A 19,931-nucleotide genomic window follows, 5' to 3' on the forward strand; every position below is an offset into this window, starting at 1 on the left:
CCCGGCACCCGCCTTGGCCGATCGGTGCGAAGCAGCGTGCGTCGCGTGTCGAACGGGTGTCTCTCCTGCGGGCGCCGAGATCGGCCCGCCACAGTGTGAATGGGGTATCGCCGAGATACGGGTCAAAGGGGCAATGAGTTGATCTTGAAGCCCTGAGCGCCTCGATCCCGTCACCCGTTCGGCTCAGCGTCGTTGGTCGTGATGTTGTTGTCGTCTGGGCCCGGAGCGGGATTGTGACCTCGATCGAGCGGACCGCGTACCCGCGGTTCAAGCGGCTGATCACCGCGCACGAACTGCATCTGTTCTTCTCGCCGACTCGCGATGAGCTTCAGTGGGCGGCGGACGCCACGGATGGTGACGAGCATCTGCTGGCCCTGCTGCTGATGCTGAAGTCCTACCAGCGCATGGGCTGCTTCCCCGCGCTGGAGGACGTGCCGGAGCAGGTGGTGGAGTTCGTACGGCGCCAGGTGGAGCTGCCGGAGGGCACTCTGCCGCTGTATCGGGCGGAGCGCACGGCCAAGCACCACCGGGGTCTGGTCCGCAAGAGGGCCGGCGTGAAGTACGACCAGGGCGAGGCCCGGCGGATTGTCGAGCGGTCGATCCGCAAGGAGGCTGCGGCGAAGAACCGGCCCGCGGATCTCATCAACATTGCGCTGGAGAAGGTCGTGGAGGCCGGGCTGGAACTGCCCGGGTTCTCCACCTTCGACAAGATGGCCTCGAAGATCCGCACCGAGGTGAACGCCTCGATCCGCGCGGGTATCCATGACCGCATGAGCACCGTTCAGCGGGCCGGACTGCTGCGGCTGTTGGAGGAACGCGACTCGGATGGCACGACGCTGTTCAACCGGTTGAAGAAGCCCGCCAAGGGGCCGACCTGGTCACACTTCAAGAACCTGGCCAAGCGCCTGGACTGGCTGGATGAGCTCGGCGACACGTTGGTGTGGATGGAGTCGGTGGCCACGGGGAAGATCACCGACTTTGCCGGGGAGGCGGATGCGGCGGACGCCTCGGAACTGCGGGACTACGCCCCCATCAAGCAGATCGCGCTGATCGCGTGCCTGGCGCACAAGGCGAGGATGCGGGTCCGCGACGACCTGGCGACGATGTTCACCAAGCGCGTGGCCACGAAGACCAAGAGGGCCAAGGAGGAGCTGGAGGCGATCCGGCTCGCCGAGCGGGAGATCGTCGAGGCCCTGATCGGGAACTACCGCACGGTGCTCAAGAACATCGACGACGGTGGCCCCGCCCACCAGGCGGTTCAGAAGGCCGCGGCCATGACCGCCGAGGCCCGCCACGCCCTGGACGGCCTGGACGACGAGGCGCCGGTGGACGAGGTCGCCCAGCGGCTGGGCGGCAAGGTCTCTCCGGCGGTCCTGGCGATGGCCAAGGCCCTGCTGGTGCAGGCCGGCGGGCTCGGCGCCGTGACGAAGGCGGTGGAGGAGCTCGGCGGGTTCGACCAGCAGTACGAGCAGATCGAGAAGGTCTCCGCCCACCATGGCAACTTCTGGGAGGTGCTGCTGTACGGGCAGATCGGCCGGGACCGCGCGGTGATGTTCGACCTGGCCGAGAAGCTGGAGTTCACTGAGACGTCCGAGGACCGGCGGGTCTTGGACGCGCTCGCGCACGCGATGCGGCACCGACACACCCGTGGCGAGTACATCACCGCCTTCGACGAGGAGGGCAAGGAGGTGGACATCTCCTTCGCCACGCAGAACTGGCGCAAGGCCGTGGTCGACAAGACCCGTACGGGGCAGTTCGTGCGCAAGCACTTCGAGGCGATGGTCTTCACCGCGCTCGCCGAGGAACTGCGTACCGGCGATGTCGCGGTGGTCGGCTCGGAGGAGTACGCGGACTGGTCCAAGCAGTTGCTGGACTGGGAGGTCGTGCAGGAGAAGCTGGGCACCTATCTGGTCGAGGTCGGCCTGTGCGAGGAGGGCGAGACCGACGGATTCGACGCGGTCTGTTTCCGCCGGCAGCTTCAGGACAAGCTCGCCGCGGCCGCCGCGGCGGCGGATGCCGGGTACCCGGACAACGAGGGCCTGATCATCGACCCCGAGACCGGCATCCCGTCGCTGAAGCCGCACCGCTCGGAGGGACAGCGGCCCTCGGCGAAGCGCCTGGAGCAGGAGATCAAGGCCAGGATGCCGGAGCGCTCGCTCATGGGGATCGTGGCGAGGACCGCGTACTGGGTGGACTGGTGGCAGCGCTTCGGCCCCGCCTCCGGCAACGAGCCGAAGCTGGACGATCCCTTCGGCCGCTACGTCATCACGACGTTCGTGAAGGGCACCAACATGGGCCCGTACGAGGCCGCCCGCCACATCCCCGGCGTGAGCGGGCACGAGCTGGCCTATGTGGCGAACCGGCACTTCTCGATCGTGCTGCTGAACGAGGCGATCGCCGACCTGGTCAACGCGCACGCCCGCCTGGACATCTCCCAGGCGTGGGGCGACGGCACCACCGTGGCGGCCGACGGCACCCACATGGACACCTACCTCGACAATCTGCTCGCCGAGACGTCGGTGCGGTACGGCAAGCCGGGCGGGATCGCCTACCACCACATCTCCGACACCTACGTCGCGCTGTTCACGCACTTCATCCCGTGCGGGGTGTGGGAGGCCGTCTACATCATCGAGGGCCTGCTGAAGAACTCCTCCGAGGTCAAGCCGACCACCGTGCATGCGGACACCCAGGGCCAGTCCCAGCCGGTGTTCGCGCTCGCGCACCTGTTGGGCTTCGATCTCATGCCCAGGATCAGGAATTGGAAGGGCCTGACCTTCTACCGGCCCAGCAAGACCACCGAGTACGTGCACATCGACGCACTGTTCGGCGAACTGGGGAAGAACGTCATCGACTGGGACCTGATCGAGTCCCAGTTCCGCCACCTGATGAAGGTCGCGGTCTCCGTACGCGAGGGCACGATCTCTTCGTCCACGCTCCTCAAGCGGCTGCGCTCGGGATCCAAGAAGAACGCCACCTACGCCGCCTTCCGCGAAGTCGGCCGCGTGATCCGCACCGTCCAGCTGCTGCGCTACCTCTCCGATCCGGCGCTTCGCCGGCGGGTCACAGCGGCGACGAACAAGACCGAAGCATTCAACGGCTTCTCACAGTGGATCGGCTTCGGCAACCGCGGCGTCATCGCGGACAACGACCCCGTCGAGCAGGAGAAGGCGATGAAGTTCAACGCGCTGCTCACGAACGCGGTCATCTTCCACAACGCCCTGGACATCGCCGAGATCGTGCGGCAACTGCTGGAAGAGGGCTGGACGATCGAGCCGGAGGACCTGGCCCACATCTCGCCGTACCTGACCGAGCACATCAACCGGTTCGGCGAGTACAGCACACACGAAGTCGGCATCCAGCCCGAGGCGTACGACCCGAAGCTGGACGTCGACTTCACCCAGCTCCGCGACGAGAACGTGACTGCCGAAGGCTTTGGCCGGGCGGCCTGAGCTCAGCGTCGGCGGAGGGCGATCGCCACGCCGAGTGTGGTGGCCAGCGCCGAGGCCATCCCGCCCACGGCTCCGATCGGACCGGCCAGCGAGGGGTGGACCATACAGAGGTAGAGCGTGGCGCCCAGGACCAGGACGACGACGATTCCCAGCACCAGGAGCAGCACGGGGTCCGTGCCCGAGGGCTGCGGGGCCGAAGGCGGGGGCTGGTTGGTGGTGGCGGACATGGGAGATTTCCTCCTTTGGGCGGGCCTGTGGACTGTCCGCAGGCGGAAGATGGGGCATAACCCCTTGCGTGCTGGGGTGCTAGATGGACGGCAGAGCGCGAGGCACGGTCGGCTCATCGCCCAGCAGATGCCGTCTTCTTCCGGGGCCTGCGCGGCTGCATGATGGCGGTGCGCTTGTACTGGTGGGTCTTGGTGAAGCCGAGCGGGGCAAGGGGGGCCTTGATGTAGTGCTCGCGTCGCTCGACAAGCCCGAGGGCGATCAGCTTCTTCAGCCCGCGCTCATGGGTGTCGGCGGACCAGCCGTACCACTCAGGGGCCTTCTCTGCAGGGAAGGCCGACCAGTTCTTCTCGCGGGCGACGACCAGGAACAGGGCCAGGCTGGGCAAGTCCAGACTCTCGTCACGGCCCGTCGTCCAGAACGCGGCCGGGATCTGGAGATAGCGGTTCTCCTCGGTCTTGCCGTCGGGGCGGTCGTACGGCCTCCCACTGCCGTCCTCGCGCATAAGGGTGACCGTGATCATGGTCCCGCTGCGGCAGCAGTCGATCAGCTTGCGCTCACGCAGCCGGAGCAGGGCCCGCCAGGCACCCGTGCGGGCTGACTGGTCATCCGCAGTCATGTGAATGTCCATCAGCCGCGCCCACACCGCGCTGTCGTGCGTGGTCGACCAGCCGTTTTCCCCGTTACTGCACGCAGCCACGATGAGCAGGTAAGCCTTGAGGCCCCGCAGGTCCCTCCCGGTCACGAAGTCCTTCAGGGGCCCGTGCCGACTGTCGCCCCCTGCGTTCGCCTGCACGAAAATCTTGCGCAGTGGCACGTTGGCCCGAACCGAGCGGGTAAGGACCGCCGTACGCGTGTCCCGTCCGGTTGCGGTGGCTTCCTGCTGCATGTCCCGCTCGGCGGGCATCGTCGTCTTCATGCCTCAGACGCTAGCCACCCTGACGTCGCAGCATCAAACGGTTCAGCCGTCTGAGGGGTGCTGCACCAGCTAATGATCATGGACGTGCCAGCGGTGCTTGTGATGACTCAATGAAAGCTCCAAGTGACAGATCCAGGATGAGAGTTCCGTGACAAGTCAACATGGGATAACCGGTAAAACATGTCTCAGCGCCGCACCCCGAATGCGCCATCGCGACCGTTGCCGCACGATGGCGGGCGTGACCGACCAGTTCGCTGCCTGGCACGCCGAACCAGGTTCCCATTCCCCGGACCGGGCCGCAGTTGTCCGCAACACGAGCCCGTAGACGGCCCGCTGAGCCCCCTTCGGGAGCAGCCCGGCAGCGGGAGGCGGACTCGCGCGCGGAGGCGCTCAGCGGTGCCGACAACCTCGCGGCGGCCCAGGATTGGGGGAACGAACTCCAGATCGGCGACAGCTCGGGCGTGATCACCCTTAGTGAAGGCTGTCGCGCTCCGTGCTCGCAGAAATGAGTAGTTCTGAGAGACCAGAGACTCCCACCGGACCGTGTCCGGTCTATCCCTGATCTTCGTTCTCGCAACCTCTCGCAAAACAGCTTTCGCACAAAGCCGCTCGCGATAGGTTCTGCGACATGCCAGACCTCGCCGAACCGGCCGCCGCCGTCGAACAGTTCGACTGCCCCACCTGTGAGGTGCCCGCCGGAAGCACCTGCCGCACCCGCGGCGGCAAAGTCGCCCCGAAGTACCACACCCCGCGCTTCATGCTCGTCCCCCAGCTCCGCGCCGAGCTGGAGGTGAAGACCCCCGCCGACCGCGGCCCCGGCCGCGCGTGGGAGAGGGGCCCGGCGATCGACGCAGCGGCGCCCGAGGCCACCACGAAGCCCACGAGGGTGGGGTATGCCCGGTGCAGCACCGCCCAGCAAGAACTCCAGAGCCAACTCGACGCCCTGGCGGAAGCCGGATGCGACCCGGTCTTCTCGGAGAAGATCAGCACCCGGGTCAAGGTTCGGCCGGAGTTCACCAAGGCGATGGACTTCGCCCGCACCATCAAGAAGGCCGTCCCTCACCAACGGGTCATCTTCACCGTGCACGAGATGAAACGCCTGGGCCGCGGCGCCGCCGAGCTCCTGGCCATCGCCGAGGACCTGCGCCACCACGACATCCAGCTCGAACTCCTCACCGGCCCCCTCCAAGGGGTCTACGACCCCTCCGGACACGGCGCCGCCCTGTTCGCGTTCTTCGCCGGCATGGCGGAGTCCGAGCGCGAGTACATCCGGGAGAAGTCCCTCGAAGGCCAGGCATCCGCCCGCGAGCGCGGCCGGCACGGCGGACGCCCCAAGGTCGTCGACGACGACATGGCCGCATACGCCCGCAGTCTGCGGGCCAACGGTGTGCCCGTCCCCGAGATCGCCCGCAAGCTCGTCATCACCTCGGGCAAGAACCAGGGCAAGCGCCCCTCAGTCGCCACCGTCTACCGCATCCTTGCCGAGGATGAAGCGGAGAGCTGAACAGCCATCAGGGCTTCAAGATCAACTCATTGCCCCTTTGACCCGTATCTCGGCGATACCCCTGAATCAGTGGGTGAATCAGTGCATGTGAAGACAGGGGGAGGCTTATGGCCAGCGCTTGTAAGACACGGTTTCGAATCACCACGGTCACGGCTGCACTCACCGCCGTCAGCGGCTTGCTGCTGGCGATTGCAGCGCCTGCGAGTGCCGAAGTGAAGTCCACCTGCGGCACTTATATCTGCGTCGCCACTGCTTTCCAGGGCCGCGACTACGTCCAGGACATCACCGTCACCACGAGAGACGGCCTGCCGGGGACGCTGCGTGCGTTCGTCGGCGACTACCGGGGGACCAAGGCGAACGTCTCGCGGTGGCGGTTCGTCGTCAACCGGGAGATCAGGGCTTACCCGAGGCTGGCCGTCTGCGGCGGTCTCGATCGCGGGGGACGGGTCATCGAGAACCACTGTGTGATGATCCCCTGAACCCGCACGAGCCTTCCCACCTCACCACCACGGGCCCCGTGGGATCCGCCATGACGTCCCCGGGGACCGCTGTAACGAAGGCGCGGCTCCGGCGTGTGGGGGGTGCAGTCCACCGTGGTGCGCATCGGGGGAGTGGACTCCACTCCGGCAAGCACTGGGGAGTGGACCCCACTCCGGCGACCACCACGGTGAGGGAGTGCGAGGCACCCGGAATCCCGTGCGTGCACCGACAATGAGCCTCCGCCAACTTGAATTCGCAGGTCACAGGGCTGGTGTGATCGGTTCTCGGAGTGCTCACGCTGGCCGTGGGCGGCAGTCCGGCGAGCAGATCGTCCGACGGAGCGGTCGCCTGGCCGGTTCCTGCTCGCTGTGGCTGGGCGGCCTTCTACGATCCCGTCTGCTTGGGACCCAGTCGACATGGGCTGCCCAGAGCCGCCCCGACCCTCCAGCGCAGTCATGGAAGATGAAACGATGACAGGGGAAGTGGGCGAGATCGTTCTGAGCAAGCAAGACCTTCGTGAGGTCGCCGCGTTCGCGGCAACGTGTGCAGAGGTGGTGCTCAAGATATTCGAGGCCGACCAGCCGGGCGACTCGCGGCCTCGAGACGCTGTCAGTGCCGCGTGGGAGTTTGCTCGGGGCGGTGAACGAGGGAAATCTCTGCGCGAGACGGCGTTGGCGGCGCTCAAGGCGGCCAAGAGCGCGGACACTGCGGCTGCGCGCGAGGCAGCGTGGGCAGCAATGTCCGCGGCAGGCGCCGCCTACCTGCATCCATTGGCCAAGGCCACCCAGGTCAAGCACATTCTCGGAGCCGGCGCCTATGCGGCCAGAGCGGCTGAGCTGGTCGCCGAGGACAATCGGAGCGCTGGCGCCAGGCACCTTGAGCAGACGGTGCATCGTGCGACGCCAACCGTCGTTGACGTGCTCAAACGCTTCCCTGCGGCGCCGAGTGGCGGGGGACGGGTCGGTGAGTTGATCCGGATGCTGGACGCTGACCTTCGTTCACTCACCTTCGCCGAGTGACCTTTGGTGTTCGGACGGCGCAGGCCCGCATGCGTCAGCGGTTGACTTCGAGATCGTCAGTACAAGCAGGGTGCGCAGTCGGTGGGTGGCGCGGGCGCGGTCCGGACGCGGACGCGCCCCGCTCACCACGTTCCGGCTTCCTGCCGCGTGTCGGAGATCCCGCCCGCCGCCCCGAGCCCACGGCCCGGGGCGGCGTCGTGCTCACGACGGGGTCAGCACGGCCCTGGGCGGGAAGTCCGTTGGCCGCACGGGCGGCGTCCCCACCGATCTCGGTGCCGCCCGGGGCCGTCGGCATCGATGCACCACGCTGTCCAAGCCGTGATCCACCTCGCCACGACCGGCCTCATGGCACGCCGTCTCACCGGCGAAGCCGCCATCTCCTGGCGCGACCCGACACCACAGATCAAACAGCAGATCTCGGGACAAAGCACTGGGAGAAGGCGACCTCCACGCGGCGCACGGTGCACCGGGCAAGCGAACGTCAGGCCCATCGCAGTCCTGAGCGGTGGAACGGGCCCCTGAACCCCGCGTGGGTCAGCGCGACGTCGCACTCGCGTAGTCCGGCTCGGCCTCAGCCGCCAGGTTGCCGCGCTTGCCGACGAACCAGCCGATGGTCAGCAGCACCGCCCAGACCACGCCGACGTACAGCGAGATCCGGCCATCGGGGTCCATCGCCGTCAGCACCGTGACGAAGGCGAGGAAGGTCAGCGCGATCCAGCTGCACACCGTGCCGCCGGGCGCCGGAAAGGAAGAGGCCGGCAGCAGACCCTTGAGTACCTTGGCGCGGTAGCGGATGTGGCTGAGCAGGATCATCGCCCAGGTCCAGATGGCCGCCGCGGTTGCGACCGACATGACGTACCCGAACGCCTTCTCCGGCACCAGGTAGTTGAGCATCACGCCGATCGACATCACGATCACCGACACTGTGATGCCCGCGGCAGGGACCTTCCGCCCGTTCAGTTTGCCGAAGATCTTCGGCGCCTCGGAGTTCGCCGCCAGGTCGCGCAGCATGCGGCCGGTGGAGTACATGCCCGAGTTGCAGGACGACAGGGCTGCCGTCAGCACGACGAAGTTCACGATGCCGGCCGCCAGGGGAATGCCGATCTTGTCGAAGGCCGCCACGAACGGGCTCACGCCGGCGTGGAATTCCGTCCACTTCACGACCGACAGGATCACGATCAGCGAGCCGACGTAGAAGACGATGATGCGCCATGGGAGGGTATTGATCGCCTTCGGGAGGGTCTTCTCCGGGTTCTCGGACTCGCCCGCCGTGACGCCGACCAGCTCGACAGCAAGGTACGCGAACATCACGCCCTGTAGCGTCATCAGGCTGGACCCGATGCCGTTCGGGAAGATGCCGTCGTGCGACCACAGGTTACTCACCGTGGCGGTGTCGCCGGCCTGCGAGAATCCCAGCGTCAACACGCCCGCGCCAATGACGATCATTCCTATGATGGCCGTCACCTTGACCATCGAGAACCAGAACTCCAGCTCACCGAAGATCTTCACCGAGATCAGGTTGACGCCGAAGAGCACCACCAGGAAGGCAAGCGCGCTGGTCCACTGAGGGATGTCCGGGAACCAGTAGTTGATGTAAATGGCCGCCGCGGTCAGCTCGGTCATGCCGGTGACGGCCCACATCAGCCAGTACGTCCATCCGGTCGCGTAGCCGAAGAACGGGCCCAGGAACTCGCGGGCGTACTCCGCGAACGAGCCCGAGACCGGGCGGTACAGGAGCAGCTCACCGAGCGCCCGCATGATGAAAAAGATGATTACGCCCGCGAGCGCGTACATCAGGATGAGGCTGGTGCCGGCCTTCTCGATGTTCTTGCCGGCCCCCAGGAAGAGTCCGACACCGATCGCGCCGCCAATGGCGATCATTTGCACCTGGCGGCTGCCGAGTCCGCGCTCGTAGCCCTCTGCGGAGGCGTCAGCAGTTGCCGCCTCCGGGACCTTCGAGGTGGTCATATCCGCGCCTTTCGTCGTGCACGTGACAACGTGTTCACGCTCTCCGTGGACAAGCTCGAGTTCCTTCGTGATACGTCCGTAGACATTCGTGTCGGGTGGGATGGGCTGGGGCGTGTTTCGAAAGTAGCGTCACAGGCCGGACGGGACTTTCGAAACACGCCCCAGCGGGACGTGAGCGAGGCCGCGCGGCCTGACGCGTGTGTGCCAGTGGTGTATCGGCGCACCATCCGGTCACAGGCCCACCATTCGGATGATGGGGGCGCCGGTCCCGTCGACGCCATGGACGGGACCGGCAGGGGCCCTCACGCCCTCCGGCTGTGTCGTCGTTCGGGCCGTTGCTGATCAGCTGGTCGATAACGGGGTGGCCGGTGAGTTCGTGGTTCCTCGTCTCGAGGGCACCAGTCGCTCGGAGTGCGCCCTTGATGGTTCAGCGGGGCGAGCGCCGCCATCGCACCATCCCGGCACCACTGCGTGCTGCTGCCGACGAAGCGGGCGAGAAAGCGGAGAAGACGCGGACTTGCCGACGGCGGCACGTACACCGGCGAGGAGGGGATACCAAGCCGCGGAGAGTCCCGCCATGCCGGCGCCGACGACGGCCACACGCCGCGGGTGCCGATCACTCATCGCCTTCGCCATGGCCCCCATCATGGAGGGAGCCCCCATCACAATTGAATGTCGGATTCCGCCACTCTTGGCATCCTGGAATGTTCTCGGATTACATTCCTGAAGCATGGTCACCGCATGTCGCATCTTTGAGAGCTTTGGCCCGGGTGTTACCACGACGCTGGTTGCGGGACAGCCGGTGGAAGTGACCGGGCTCCACGTGTACGGCGACCCGGCCGGCGCGACGGTGGGCGGCGCGCTCGTTCTCGCCACCGGAGCCCTCACGGCAGAGACCCAGCTCGAGGTGATGGACAGCGCCACTGAACGGCAGGCGGCCGGTGTTCTGCTGCGTGGTCCTGTCGATGATCGGGTGCGGCATCGGGCCGCCGATGGCCACCTCGCCTTGGGTGAGCTGGCCGAGGATGTCGGCTGGGCACAGTTCATCTCGATGGCTGACGCCATGCTCCAACAAGTCCACGCGCCACTCGACAACGCCCACGACGCGCACCAACGGATCTTCCGACTCAGTGACGACATCGCCGAGCTGCTGGCCGCCCCGATCATGGTGGAGGACCTCCGGAGCAAAGTAGTGGCCTACTCGGCTTTTGGAGAGATCACCGACCAAGTACGAATGGACAGCATCCTGGGGCGCGCGGTACCAGACAAGATCGTGACGCAGCTGCGCGCAGCAGGCACCTTCCGCCGCCTTGCAGTGAGTCATGAGCCGTTCAAGGTCGAAATCGAGGATCCCAGCTTCCTGACACGTCTGGTTGTCCCCATCCGCGTCGGCCCCGAGGTCATCGGCTCAATCTGGGCAATCCACGACGGTGAGCTGACACCACAGAAGCGGCAACGCCTTCTCGACATGGCACGTTCCTTGGGGTTGCTGCTCGTTCGACTGCGTGCGCACGAAGAACTCTCCAGCCGCTACACGGCGGACCGGATCCGTGAGGCGTTCCGCATACCCGTTGACAGCTCCTCGACCGAGCCCCTGGTCCTGCCCGCTCGAGAGGTCCGGGTGGCGGCGCTGGGCCGCTTGAACGGCACGAGCGCACAGAACGACCTCGCCGTATGGCGCACCGTTTTCCGGCGTCACGCTTGGGCCGATCCGATCCTCACCGACATGGAGGGGCTGGTGTTCGCGATCCTCACAGACGGTGACGGACCGGGTAGCTGGGCCTGGGCTCGCTCCCTGAGCTTGAACGGGCGTATCGGGCAGGTCGGAGCAAGTCGCCCTACCTCTTCGGCGACGGCCCTACCTGCCAGGAACCGGGAGGCCCTCGAAGTGCTGGGCACCGGCGTGGCTCTGGAGCGCCCAGCCGTCAGCTACGAAGAGGTATGGGCCCAAGTGGTCATCCGCCGGACCCACGCCAACCTGCCGTGTGACCTGATCCACGACCTCAGCAGGCTCGATGACAAGGGCCGCGATCGGCAGGCGCTGGCCTCCACCCTGCTGACCTGGCTGATGAACTGGGGCGACTACAACCGTGCCGCGCGGACCCTGCGGCTCCACCCCAATACCGTGCGACAACGAATGCGCCGCATCGAGCACCTTCTCCACGGAGTGGACCTGTCGGATCCCGAACAGCGACTGGCCGTGACCCTGGTGCTGCAAGCACATCTCCATCGTGACGAGCCAGTCCAGACGGAGCCGGACGACACGGTTGCAGGCTGATGCTCGTGCCACTGGACCGATCGCCGACCGGCCCCGGTCACCCCCAAGGGCAAGGGGCTGGTCACCCGGCTCCTCGCCGGCGGCCCACCAGTACCCTGTGGCAGGGCCTCTCAAGACGGATGCAGGAAGTCGCCGCCACGCGCTCACTGCGAGTGACTCGCTCCGCTTGCCGGCGTCGCCACGGTTCTATGCAGGGACAATCACGTCCACGCTGCCCCGCACCGGGCCGGTGCTCGGCGCACGCATGCAGCTGCTCCTTGAGGCTGGTACGGATCCTCGGAGCCCGGCATCGGGCGATGGTGCACGATGTCGACCCGGATGTAACGAGCAGGTGGTGACCAGTGATCAGTCTCCAGCGGCTTTTCGACGCTGTAGGACCGTCCGTGCTGTCAGAGGTGTGCGCTCCCGAGGGGGCTCCGGTCCCGGTGGGCGATGTGGTGATCGCCGAATCGGACGGCGAGTTGGAGCTGGGTGCGGGCGATGTGGTTCTCGGTGTGAACCTGATCGACCGGATGGCGGTCCTTCGGCTGTTGTCGGTGTGTGCCCGGCAGTCCGCGGCCGCGCTGCTGCTCAAGGCGCCGGTGGCTGTCGACGAAGAGGTGACCGAGGCGGCGAGAGCCACCGGAGTGGCGCTGGTGGAGGTCGCACATCGGGCAGGGTGGGCCCAGGTGGTGTCACTGCTGCGCGCGGCGCTCGACAGCGAGGGGCTCGCAGGGGTCGCGGCGGGCCGGGAGGTTGCCGAAGCCGGGGACCTGTTCGAGGTGGCCGATGCGATCGCCTGCATCATCGACGGGCCGGTCACCATCGAGGACCGCAACTCTCGCGTACTCGCCTACTCCACCCGGCAGGAGTGCGGCGACGAGGCACGGGTGGCGACCATCATGAGCCGACACGTTCCCGACGAGCTGGCCGCGCACTACCGGCGGCACGGAGTCTTCCGCAGGATCGTCCAGGACAAGCGACCCATATATGTTCCCGCGGCCGTCGGGGGCAGCAAGCCCCGGCTCGTGATGCCCGTACATGCCGGCGGGGACGTCCTCGGCTCGATCTGGGCGATCGTGCCGGGCCCCGTCCCCACCGAGCGAGCCGCAGCATTCGCAGTCGCCGCAGACGCCGCTGCCCTGCACCTGCTCCGTCGGCGTGCGGAGGCCGACAGGGAGCGCCTGGCACTGACGGACATGGTGGCGAGCGTGCTGCACGGGAAGGAGGGTGCCGCGGACGCGGCGCGCCTGCTCGGGCTGGTGGCAGGACCGTGGCGGGTGGTCGCCGTGGGCCTGCGCTGCGAGGACGCACACGAGGCCGAGACGCAGCGCCTGACAGTACGGGAACGGCTGTCCCGGTTCCCCGGGTCACGTCTGCGCTCACCCGCCGCCGATATCGGCGGCGTGGTCTACGGCATCGTGGCTGCCGAGGCGGTGACTACCACTTCCGGACGCCAGTCCGACTGGCTCTACGAGGTCGGCGAGACCACCGGCCGGGCAACACCGCTCATCGCCGTGGGCGGGCTCGCGGCCTCGATTCCGGAACTTGCCGTCTCCCGGGAGCAGGCCGACGACACGCTCGGGCTGCTCACGGCAGGCCTGGTCGCGAAAACCCAAGCTGTCCATGACGACGTATGGGCCGAGGTGGTCCTCCGCCGCACGGCCCTGGCCACCTCGATCGCCCGGACCGCGGACATCGGACCTCTGCCACGACTCATGGACCACGACCGCGAGTGCCGCACCAGTCATGTGCCGACGTTGGAAGCGTGGCTGGAGGAGATGGGCGACCTGAAGGCCGCCGCCGCCCGGTTGCACGTCCACCCGAACACGCTCCGCCACCGGATGCGCCGCTTGCAGGAAATCGTGGAGCTGCGCTTGGACAGTCCAAAGGTCCGGTCCGCGCTGCTCCTTCAACTCACGGCCCTCCGCTACGGCGCAGAGGGCACCCCGCACGCCAAGGCGGACCACCGCGCCCGACCGCCCCAGTGAGGGGGTAATCGTCAAGAAAGCAGGGAGCCCCTTGCCGCGTCCGGCACATCCACTGCGCGTTGTGCCAGCCGCACTCCCGGCCGCCGAAGAACAGTGCCGTTCACACGATGACGGCGGGTTCCCCCCATCGACACCATGGCTCCACCCCATGACCCAGCCGGGCATCGGTGGATTCATTGGAAGGACGATGGCGTGAAGATCGGCAGTTCTCACGCGGCCAACAGCCGCGAGGTCATCAGTCGTGCGCACCGGGTTCACGAAGAACCCGCGCTCGCGGAGGCTCGGATCGATCTTGCGGCGATCCGAGCCAACACGGCTCGGCTGCGCGATGCGGCAGGTTCCGCCGAAGTGATGGCCGTGGTGAAGGCCGACGGCTACGGGCACGGCATGGTCCCCTGCGCCCGCGCAGCACTGGCCGGTGGCGCGACGTGGATCGGCGTCGCACGCATGCACGAAGCATTGGCGCTGCGCGCAGCGGGGATCGGCAGCCGGATCCTCGCCTGGCTGCTGGGCCCCGGTGACGACTGGGCTGCCGCCGTTGCCGCCGGGATCGAACTATCGGCCGGAGACCCCTGGGCAGTCGAGGCCGCGACCCGGGCGGCACCGGCTGCAGGCCGGCCGGGCCTGCTGCACCTGAAGATCGACACCGGGCTGGGCCGCGGTGGCGCCTCCCCCGCCCACTGGCCCGCCCTGCTGGAGACGGCTGCACGTGCGGAGGCGTCCGGGCATGTCCGGGTCGTTGGGATCTGGTCCCATCTCGCCCACGCCGATTCCCCTGGCCACCCCGAATCCGACCGGCAGGTGGAGCACTTCCGTGACGCGGTCGCGCTCGCGCGGAAGGCGGGGCTGCGTCCCGAAGTCCTCCACCTGGCCAACTCGGCAGCCACCCTCGACCTTCCGCAGACCCACTTCGACCTCGTGCGCCCCGGGATCGCGCTCTTCGGGCTGAGCCCAGTGCCGGAGGCGGCCGAGCCGGCGGCCCTGGGGCTGCGGCCGGCGATGACGCTCACCGCCCGGCTGGTCTCCGTCAAGCGCGTCCCCGCCGGGCACGGAGTCTCCTACGGTCACCACTACCGCACCCCCCGTGAGACAACGCTCGGTCTGATCCCGCTGGGGTACGCCGATGGCGTACCCCGGCACGCCTCCGGTGTCGGTCCGCTCCTGGCCGTCGGCCGACAGCGCACGGTGGCAGGCACGGTCTGCATGGACCAGTTCGTCGTCGACCTCGGCGACGACACGGCCGCAGCCGGTGACGAGATCGTGCTCTTCGGCCCCGGAGACCGCGGGGAGCCCGGTGCCGAGGACTGGGCACGTGCCGCCGGAACCCTCTCCTACGAGATCGTCACACGCATCGGCGCGCGTGTACCGCGCACGTACACCGGCGGTTCCGACCCGGAAGAACACTGACGTCGACCCGTTCACCGGCCCGCGGACAGCCTCCGGAACCACTCACCACATCGAGCCGTCCTCCCTTCCAGGGCCGTCCATGACGCCTCCTCATCCGGCACGGACGACTTCGCTTGCGGCTCGCAGTCATGAGAGGCGGCGAGGGAGTGCCCGGCCAGGCGGCCGGCACTGTCCAGCGTCTTGGCGTCCGCGAGTGCATCCCGATCCCGCCTGTCGCCGCAAGATCGCCTGGCAGCTGAACAAGGGCGAGTCCATTCACTCCCTGTGCCGCCGCCTCCACTACGCCGCGAGGGCAAGGTCACCCGGCGCCGGCCCGAGCAGCAGAACGAGCAGGCGTGGTGCCTGACCGTCGTCACGAACGCCGTCATCTGCTGGCACACCACGCACATGGTGCCGGCCGTCGACGAGCTGCGCAGGGCCGGCCGTGAGGTGGACGCCGAGGAGCCGGCGCACGTCTCGCCGGCCCGCAGCTCGGCCGTCACGCACCCACATCACCGTCGTCCCACGGGATTGCTGGACCTGACCATGCGGGCGGTGAACTCAGGTACCACCACAACGATGAACGGACACTTGTCACTTCGGGAACACAGGAGTGGGTCGAGCCGCCCGGAGTGTTCCGAACGGCCGATCACCCTGTCCCGGAAGCTTCAGGATCCCCGACGAAGCCCCTCGGGACCGTTGACACCGTGAAACAGCCCGAGTAGCGTCACTGATCATCAGCTTGATAATACGTATTATCAAGCGATGGCTTCAGTAGCCTCTGGAGGAGTTCCCCGTGTCAAGGATCACGCAGCGTGACATCGCCCGCCTCGCCGGCGTGAGCCAGGCGGTGGTCTCGCTCGTGCTGAACAACAGGACCGACGCGACGACCCGCATCGCCCCCGAGACCCGGCAGCGCGTCCTCGACGTGATCCGGGAGACCGGGTACGCGGCCGACCCCGTGGCCCGCCGAATGGTGCGTCAGCACAACCAGATCCTCGGCGTGTTCACCTACGAATCGGTGTTTCCGAGCACCAGCGCCGACTTCTACTACCCGTTCCTGCGTGGCATCGAGGAGTGCGCCGAGCAGCTCAGGTGCGACCTGCTGCTGTTCACCAGCGCCCCGGTCACCGACGGGCGGCGCAAGGTGTTCCACGAGAACAACCGGCTGCGGATCGCCGACGGCTGCCTCCTGCTCGGCCGGGACATACCGCACGACGAGCTGGCCCGGCTGAATCGCGAGAACTACCCGTTCGTGGCAGTCGGCCGACGCGACGACGCGGGCGGCCCGGTGCCCTGCGTGGGCGCGGACTACGCCGCCGCCACCCGGAAGCTGGTCGAGCGGGCCCGGCGGCTCGGGCACCGGGAGTTCGCCTACGTCGGGGCCGGGGAGGGAGCGGAGTCCGCCGACGACCGGATGAACGGGTTCCGCGCCGGTACTCGAGGGGGCGGCCGGCACGAGCGGACAGCCGGCCGGTCCGCGGGGGAGACCCTGGACGCGCTGCTCGCCGCCGGGGTGACCACCGCCGTGGTCGAGGGCTACGACGACGGAGTCGCGCTGATCCGGGCCGCCCAGGAGCGCGGCGTCGACGTGCCCGGTGACCTGTCGGTCGTGGTGACCGGCGTACCGGCCGAGTCGGCGGACGCCGACATCGCGTGCACCGGCTTCCGCATTCCGCGTCGGGAGATGGGCTGGCAGTCGGTGGAACTCCTCGCCGCCCTGCTGGAGGACGAGCCAACCACCATGCTCCAGCGGCTTCTGCCGTGCCACTTCGTCGAGGGGCAGACCCTCGGCGAACCGAGAAAGGACCGTTCTTGACTGAGATACGCAGCGATGTGCTGGTGGTCGGCGGAGGGCTGGGCGGCGTCGCCGCGGCGCTCGCCGCGGCCCGCGCCGGCCGGACCGTGGTGCTGACCGAGGAGTTCGACTGGATCGGCGGGCAGCTCACCAGCCAGGCAGTGCCGCCGGACGAGCATTCCTGGGTGGAGCAGTTCGGCGTCACGGCCAGCTACCGGGCCCTGCGCGACGGCATTCGCGACTACTACCGCCGGCACTACCCGCTCACCGAACGGGCCAGGGCCCGCATCGACCTGAACCCTGGCGGGGGCTGGGTGAGCAAGCTCTGCCACGAACCGCGGGTCGCGGTGGCGGTCATCTCGGCGATGCTCGCCCCCTACCGCGCCAGCGGGCGGCTCACCGTCCTCCAGCCGTACCGGCCGACCGCCGCCGACACCGACGGCGACCGGGTGACCGCGGTGACCCTGACTCACCGCGACACCGGTGAGAGGGTCCACGCCACCGCCCCCTACGTGCTGGACGCCACCGAGACCGGCGAGCTGCTGCCGCTCACCGGCACCGAGTACGTCACCGGCTTCGAGTCCGCCGCCGATACCGGCGAGCCGAGCGCCCCGCAGGTCGCCCAGCCGCTGAACATGCAGGCCGTATCGGTGTGTTTCGCCCTGGACCACGTCGACGGCGACCACACCATCGACAAGCCCGCGGACTACGACTTCTGGCGGTCCTACCAGCCCGACGTCTGGGGTGGACCGTTGTTGTCCTGGCGGTACCCGCACCCCAGGACGCTGGAGCTCGTCGAGCACGACTTCAGCCCCAACCCCGGCGACGACCCGCTGGCGGTCAACGCCGACCAGCGAGTCAATCCCGGCAACGCCAACCTGTGGACGTTCCGCCGGATCGCCGCCCGAGACACCTTCACCGACGGCGCCTACCCCAGCGACATCACCCTGGTCAACTGGCCGATGATCGACTACCTCGAGGGCCCGGTCCTCGACGTCCCCGACGCCGCCGACCACCTGCGCCGGGCCAGGGAGCTGAGCTTCGCCTTCCTGTACTGGATGCAGACCGAGGCGCCCCGCCCGGACGGCGGCACCGGATTCCCGGGACTGCGGCTGCGCGGCGACATCACCGGCGGCACCGACGGCCTGGCCCAGGCCCCGTACATCCGCGAGGCACGCCGCATCAGGGCCGACTACACCGTCGTCGAGCAGGACCTCTCGCTCGCCGTCCGCGGGGAGCGGGGCGCCGTGCGGTACGCGGACACCGTCGGCCTCGGCATGTACCGGATCGACCTGCACCCCTCGACGGGCGGCGACACCTACATCGACGTCGGCTGCAGCCCGTTCGAGATCCCGCTGGGCGCGCTTCTCCCGCAGAGGGTCGAGAACCTCCTGCCCGCCGGCAAGAACATCGGCACCACCCACATCACCAACGGCGCCTACCGGGTCCACCCGGTCGAGTGGAACATCGGGGAGGCCGCCGGCGCGCTCGCCGCCTTCTGCCTCACTCACGGCACCCGCCCCCGCGCGGTCCGGGAGACCCCCGAGCTGCTCTCGGCCTTCCAGGACCAGCTCACCGCGGCCGGCGTCGAGCTGCGCTGGCCCGACATCACGGGCTACTAGACCTTCATGCACCACCGAGGGAGAACACCATGTTGATACGAAGAGGGTTGGCCACGGTCGCCGCTGCGATGTCCGCAACGCTCGTACTGGCCGCGTGCAGTGGAGGCGGCTCGGGGGACGACGGCGGTCCGGTGACCCTGCGGATGACGGTCTGGACGTCCAACAAGCCGCACCTGGAACTCTTCAACGAGATCGCCGCCACGTACAAGAAGAACCACCCCGAGATCAAGGACATCAAGTTCGACCCGCTGCCGTTCGAGACCTACAGCACGGCGCTCACCACCCAGATGACCGGCGGCAACGCCCCCGACCTCGCGTGGGTCTTCGAGACGGACGCGGCCGACTTCGTCGGCTCCGGGGCCCTGGTGCCGCTCGACGACACCCTGAAGCAGACCAGCGGTTACCAGTACGACGACCTGCTCCCGAGCACCACCAAGCTCTGGAAGAGCGACGACAAGCTGTACGCGTACCCGTTCTCCACCTCGCCGTTCGGTGTCTTCGTCAACCGCGATCTGCTGAAGAAGGCCGGCCAGAAGACGCCGGACCAGCTCCTCAAGGCGGGTAAGTGGGACTGGCCGACCGTGCTCGCCGAGGGCTCCGAGGTGCACCGCTCCACCGGCAAGGCCGGCATGGTGATCCGTGACTTCGAATACAAGGAATGGGGCAATCTGGCCGCCTTCTGGGGCGGTTGGAAGGCCGAGCCCTGGAGTGCCGACGGCAAGACCTGCACCTTCGACAGCAAGCCGATGGTCGACGCGATGACCACCCTGCACAAGGGGATCTTCGAGGACAAGGCGATGCCGGGCCCCGGCGAGACCGCCGACTTCTTCACCGGCGACTCCGCGATGACCATCACCCAGATCAGCCGGGCGTCGCTGCTGGAGGGCGCCAAGTTCGCATGGGACCTGGTGCCGCTGCCGGCCGGACCGAGCGGCGACTACTCGGTGATCGGCCAGGCCGGCATCGGCGTGGTCAAGCGGGGCGGCCACACCAAGGAGGCCAAGGACTTCCTCGCCTACTTCACCAACCCGCAGAACTCCGCCAAGCTCGCCGCCTACTTCCCGCCGCCCCGGGCGTCCCAGCTCACCGCGGAGAACCTGGCCAAGACCAACCCGCTGCTGAAGAACGACCAGCTCGACAGCGTGGTCGTCGACGGCGTCAAGAAGGGCGTGGTCAAGCCGGGCCACACCGGCCAGGCCGAACTCGCCCAGCGGGTCCGCGCCGGACTGGACCCGCTGTGGAAGCCGGACGCCGACGTCAAGGGCGTTCTCGGCGACCTGTGCGGCAACATCTCCCAGCTGCTGGAGAACTGA

At 68.0% G+C, this 19,931-nt stretch carries 14 protein-coding genes and 1 pseudogene; 12 read left to right on the plus strand and 3 right to left on the minus strand.

Annotated elements, in window-relative coordinates; translation table 11 throughout:
- The first annotated feature begins 233 nt into the window (after positions 1-233).
- On the plus strand, positions 234-3,449 hold the full coding sequence (locus AMK22_RS17785; RefSeq protein ID WP_073786152.1) for a Tn3 family transposase: 3,216 nt from the start codon (positions 234-236) through the stop codon (positions 3,447-3,449).
- A gap of 2 nt (positions 3,450-3,451) precedes the next feature.
- On the opposite strand, the gene AMK22_RS17790 is transcribed toward AMK22_RS17785, so the two are convergent.
- Together AMK22_RS17790 and AMK22_RS17795 are read right to left on the minus strand one after the other, a co-directional pair.
- Positions 3,452-3,676 (minus strand): hypothetical protein, encoded by a 225-nt coding sequence (locus tag AMK22_RS17790; protein ID WP_073786154.1) that lies wholly within the window; start codon positions 3,674-3,676, stop codon positions 3,452-3,454.
- Between the two features lie 113 nt (positions 3,677-3,789).
- Positions 3,790-4,593: a hypothetical protein gene (locus AMK22_RS17795; protein WP_073786156.1), complete on the minus strand. Its 804-nt coding sequence runs from the start codon at positions 4,591-4,593 to the stop codon at positions 3,790-3,792.
- Between the two features lie 628 nt (positions 4,594-5,221).
- Between AMK22_RS17795 and AMK22_RS17800 the strand changes: the two genes are divergently transcribed.
- The 4 genes and pseudogenes from AMK22_RS17800 to AMK22_RS42055 all read left to right on the plus strand — a co-directional run.
- Positions 5,222-6,097: a recombinase family protein gene (locus AMK22_RS17800; RefSeq protein WP_073786158.1), complete on the plus strand. Its 876-nt coding sequence runs from the start codon at positions 5,222-5,224 to the stop codon at positions 6,095-6,097.
- Between the two features lie 212 nt (positions 6,098-6,309).
- Positions 6,310-6,576 carry a hypothetical protein gene (locus AMK22_RS17805; protein WP_242434021.1) on the plus strand — a complete coding sequence of 89 codons (267 nt, stop codon included), beginning with the start codon at positions 6,310-6,312 and terminating at the stop codon, positions 6,574-6,576.
- A gap of 456 nt (positions 6,577-7,032) precedes the next feature.
- On the plus strand, positions 7,033-7,596 hold the full coding sequence (locus AMK22_RS17810; protein WP_242434022.1) for a putative immunity protein: 564 nt from the start codon (positions 7,033-7,035) through the stop codon (positions 7,594-7,596).
- 312 nt (positions 7,597-7,908) lie between these two features.
- Positions 7,909-8,019: pseudogene (locus AMK22_RS42055) on the plus strand (IS5 family transposase); the annotation flags it as partial.
- Between the two features lie 111 nt (positions 8,020-8,130).
- On the opposite strand, the gene AMK22_RS17815 reads toward AMK22_RS42055, so the two are convergent.
- Positions 8,131-9,564 (minus strand): amino acid permease, encoded by a 1,434-nt coding sequence (locus AMK22_RS17815; RefSeq protein WP_073786164.1) that lies wholly within the window; start codon positions 9,562-9,564, stop codon positions 8,131-8,133.
- Between the two features lie 730 nt (positions 9,565-10,294).
- Here AMK22_RS17815 and AMK22_RS17820 point away from each other — a divergent pair.
- The 7 genes from AMK22_RS17820 to AMK22_RS17850 all read left to right on the plus strand — a co-directional run bounded on the left by AMK22_RS17820 (position 10,295) and on the right by AMK22_RS17850 (position 19,931).
- On the plus strand, positions 10,295-11,842 hold the full coding sequence (locus AMK22_RS17820; protein WP_073786165.1) for a PucR family transcriptional regulator: 1,548 nt from the start codon (positions 10,295-10,297) through the stop codon (positions 11,840-11,842).
- A gap of 383 nt (positions 11,843-12,225) precedes the next feature.
- Positions 12,226-13,812: a PucR family transcriptional regulator gene (locus AMK22_RS17825; RefSeq protein WP_143203578.1), complete on the plus strand. Its 1,587-nt coding sequence runs from the start codon at positions 12,226-12,228 to the stop codon at positions 13,810-13,812.
- Positions 13,813-14,046: 234 nt separating this feature from the next.
- Positions 14,047-15,219, plus strand: a complete 1,173-nt coding sequence (gene alr / locus AMK22_RS17830; RefSeq protein ID WP_073786417.1) for an alanine racemase — start codon at positions 14,047-14,049, stop codon at positions 15,217-15,219.
- Between the two features lie 264 nt (positions 15,220-15,483).
- Positions 15,484-15,909, plus strand: coding sequence for a Tn3 family transposase (locus AMK22_RS42340; protein WP_073786167.1), 426 nt, complete (start codon positions 15,484-15,486; stop codon positions 15,907-15,909).
- An 85-nt stretch (positions 15,910-15,994) separates the two neighbouring features.
- On the plus strand, positions 15,995-17,017 hold the full coding sequence (locus AMK22_RS17840) for a LacI family DNA-binding transcriptional regulator (RefSeq protein ID WP_242434023.1): 1,023 nt from the start codon (positions 15,995-15,997) through the stop codon (positions 17,015-17,017).
- A gap of 5 nt (positions 17,018-17,022) precedes the next feature.
- Positions 17,023-18,618 (plus strand): FAD-dependent oxidoreductase, encoded by a 1,596-nt coding sequence (locus AMK22_RS17845; protein WP_073786419.1) that lies wholly within the window; start codon positions 17,023-17,025, stop codon positions 18,616-18,618.
- A 29-nt stretch (positions 18,619-18,647) separates the two neighbouring features.
- Positions 18,648-19,931, plus strand: a complete 1,284-nt coding sequence (locus AMK22_RS17850; protein ID WP_073786169.1) for an ABC transporter substrate-binding protein — start codon at positions 18,648-18,650, stop codon at positions 19,929-19,931.

The sequence above is a fragment of the Streptomyces sp. CB01580 genome (assembly GCF_001905795.1).
GTDB lineage: Bacteria > Actinomycetota > Actinomycetes > Streptomycetales > Streptomycetaceae > Streptomyces.

Excerpts from the sequence above, each read along its gene's own strand:
- AMK22_RS17795 (WP_073786156.1), bottom strand. The coding sequence starts at position 4,593 with ATGAAGACGACGATGCCCGCCGAGCGGGACATGCAGCAGGAAGCCACC.
- AMK22_RS17820 (WP_073786165.1), top strand. The coding sequence starts at position 10,295 with ATGGTCACCGCATGTCGCATCTTTGAGAGCTTTGGCCCGGGTGTTACC.
- AMK22_RS17790 (WP_073786154.1), bottom strand. The coding sequence starts at position 3,676 with ATGTCCGCCACCACCAACCAGCCCCCGCCTTCGGCCCCGCAGCCCTCG.
- AMK22_RS17810 (WP_242434022.1), top strand. The coding sequence starts at position 7,033 with ATGGAAGATGAAACGATGACAGGGGAAGTGGGCGAGATCGTTCTGAGC.
- AMK22_RS17815 (WP_073786164.1), bottom strand. The coding sequence starts at position 9,564 with ATGACCACCTCGAAGGTCCCGGAGGCGGCAACTGCTGACGCCTCCGCA.
- AMK22_RS17800 (WP_073786158.1), top strand. The coding sequence starts at position 5,222 with ATGCCAGACCTCGCCGAACCGGCCGCCGCCGTCGAACAGTTCGACTGC.
- AMK22_RS17850 (WP_073786169.1), top strand. The coding sequence starts at position 18,648 with ATGTTGATACGAAGAGGGTTGGCCACGGTCGCCGCTGCGATGTCCGCA.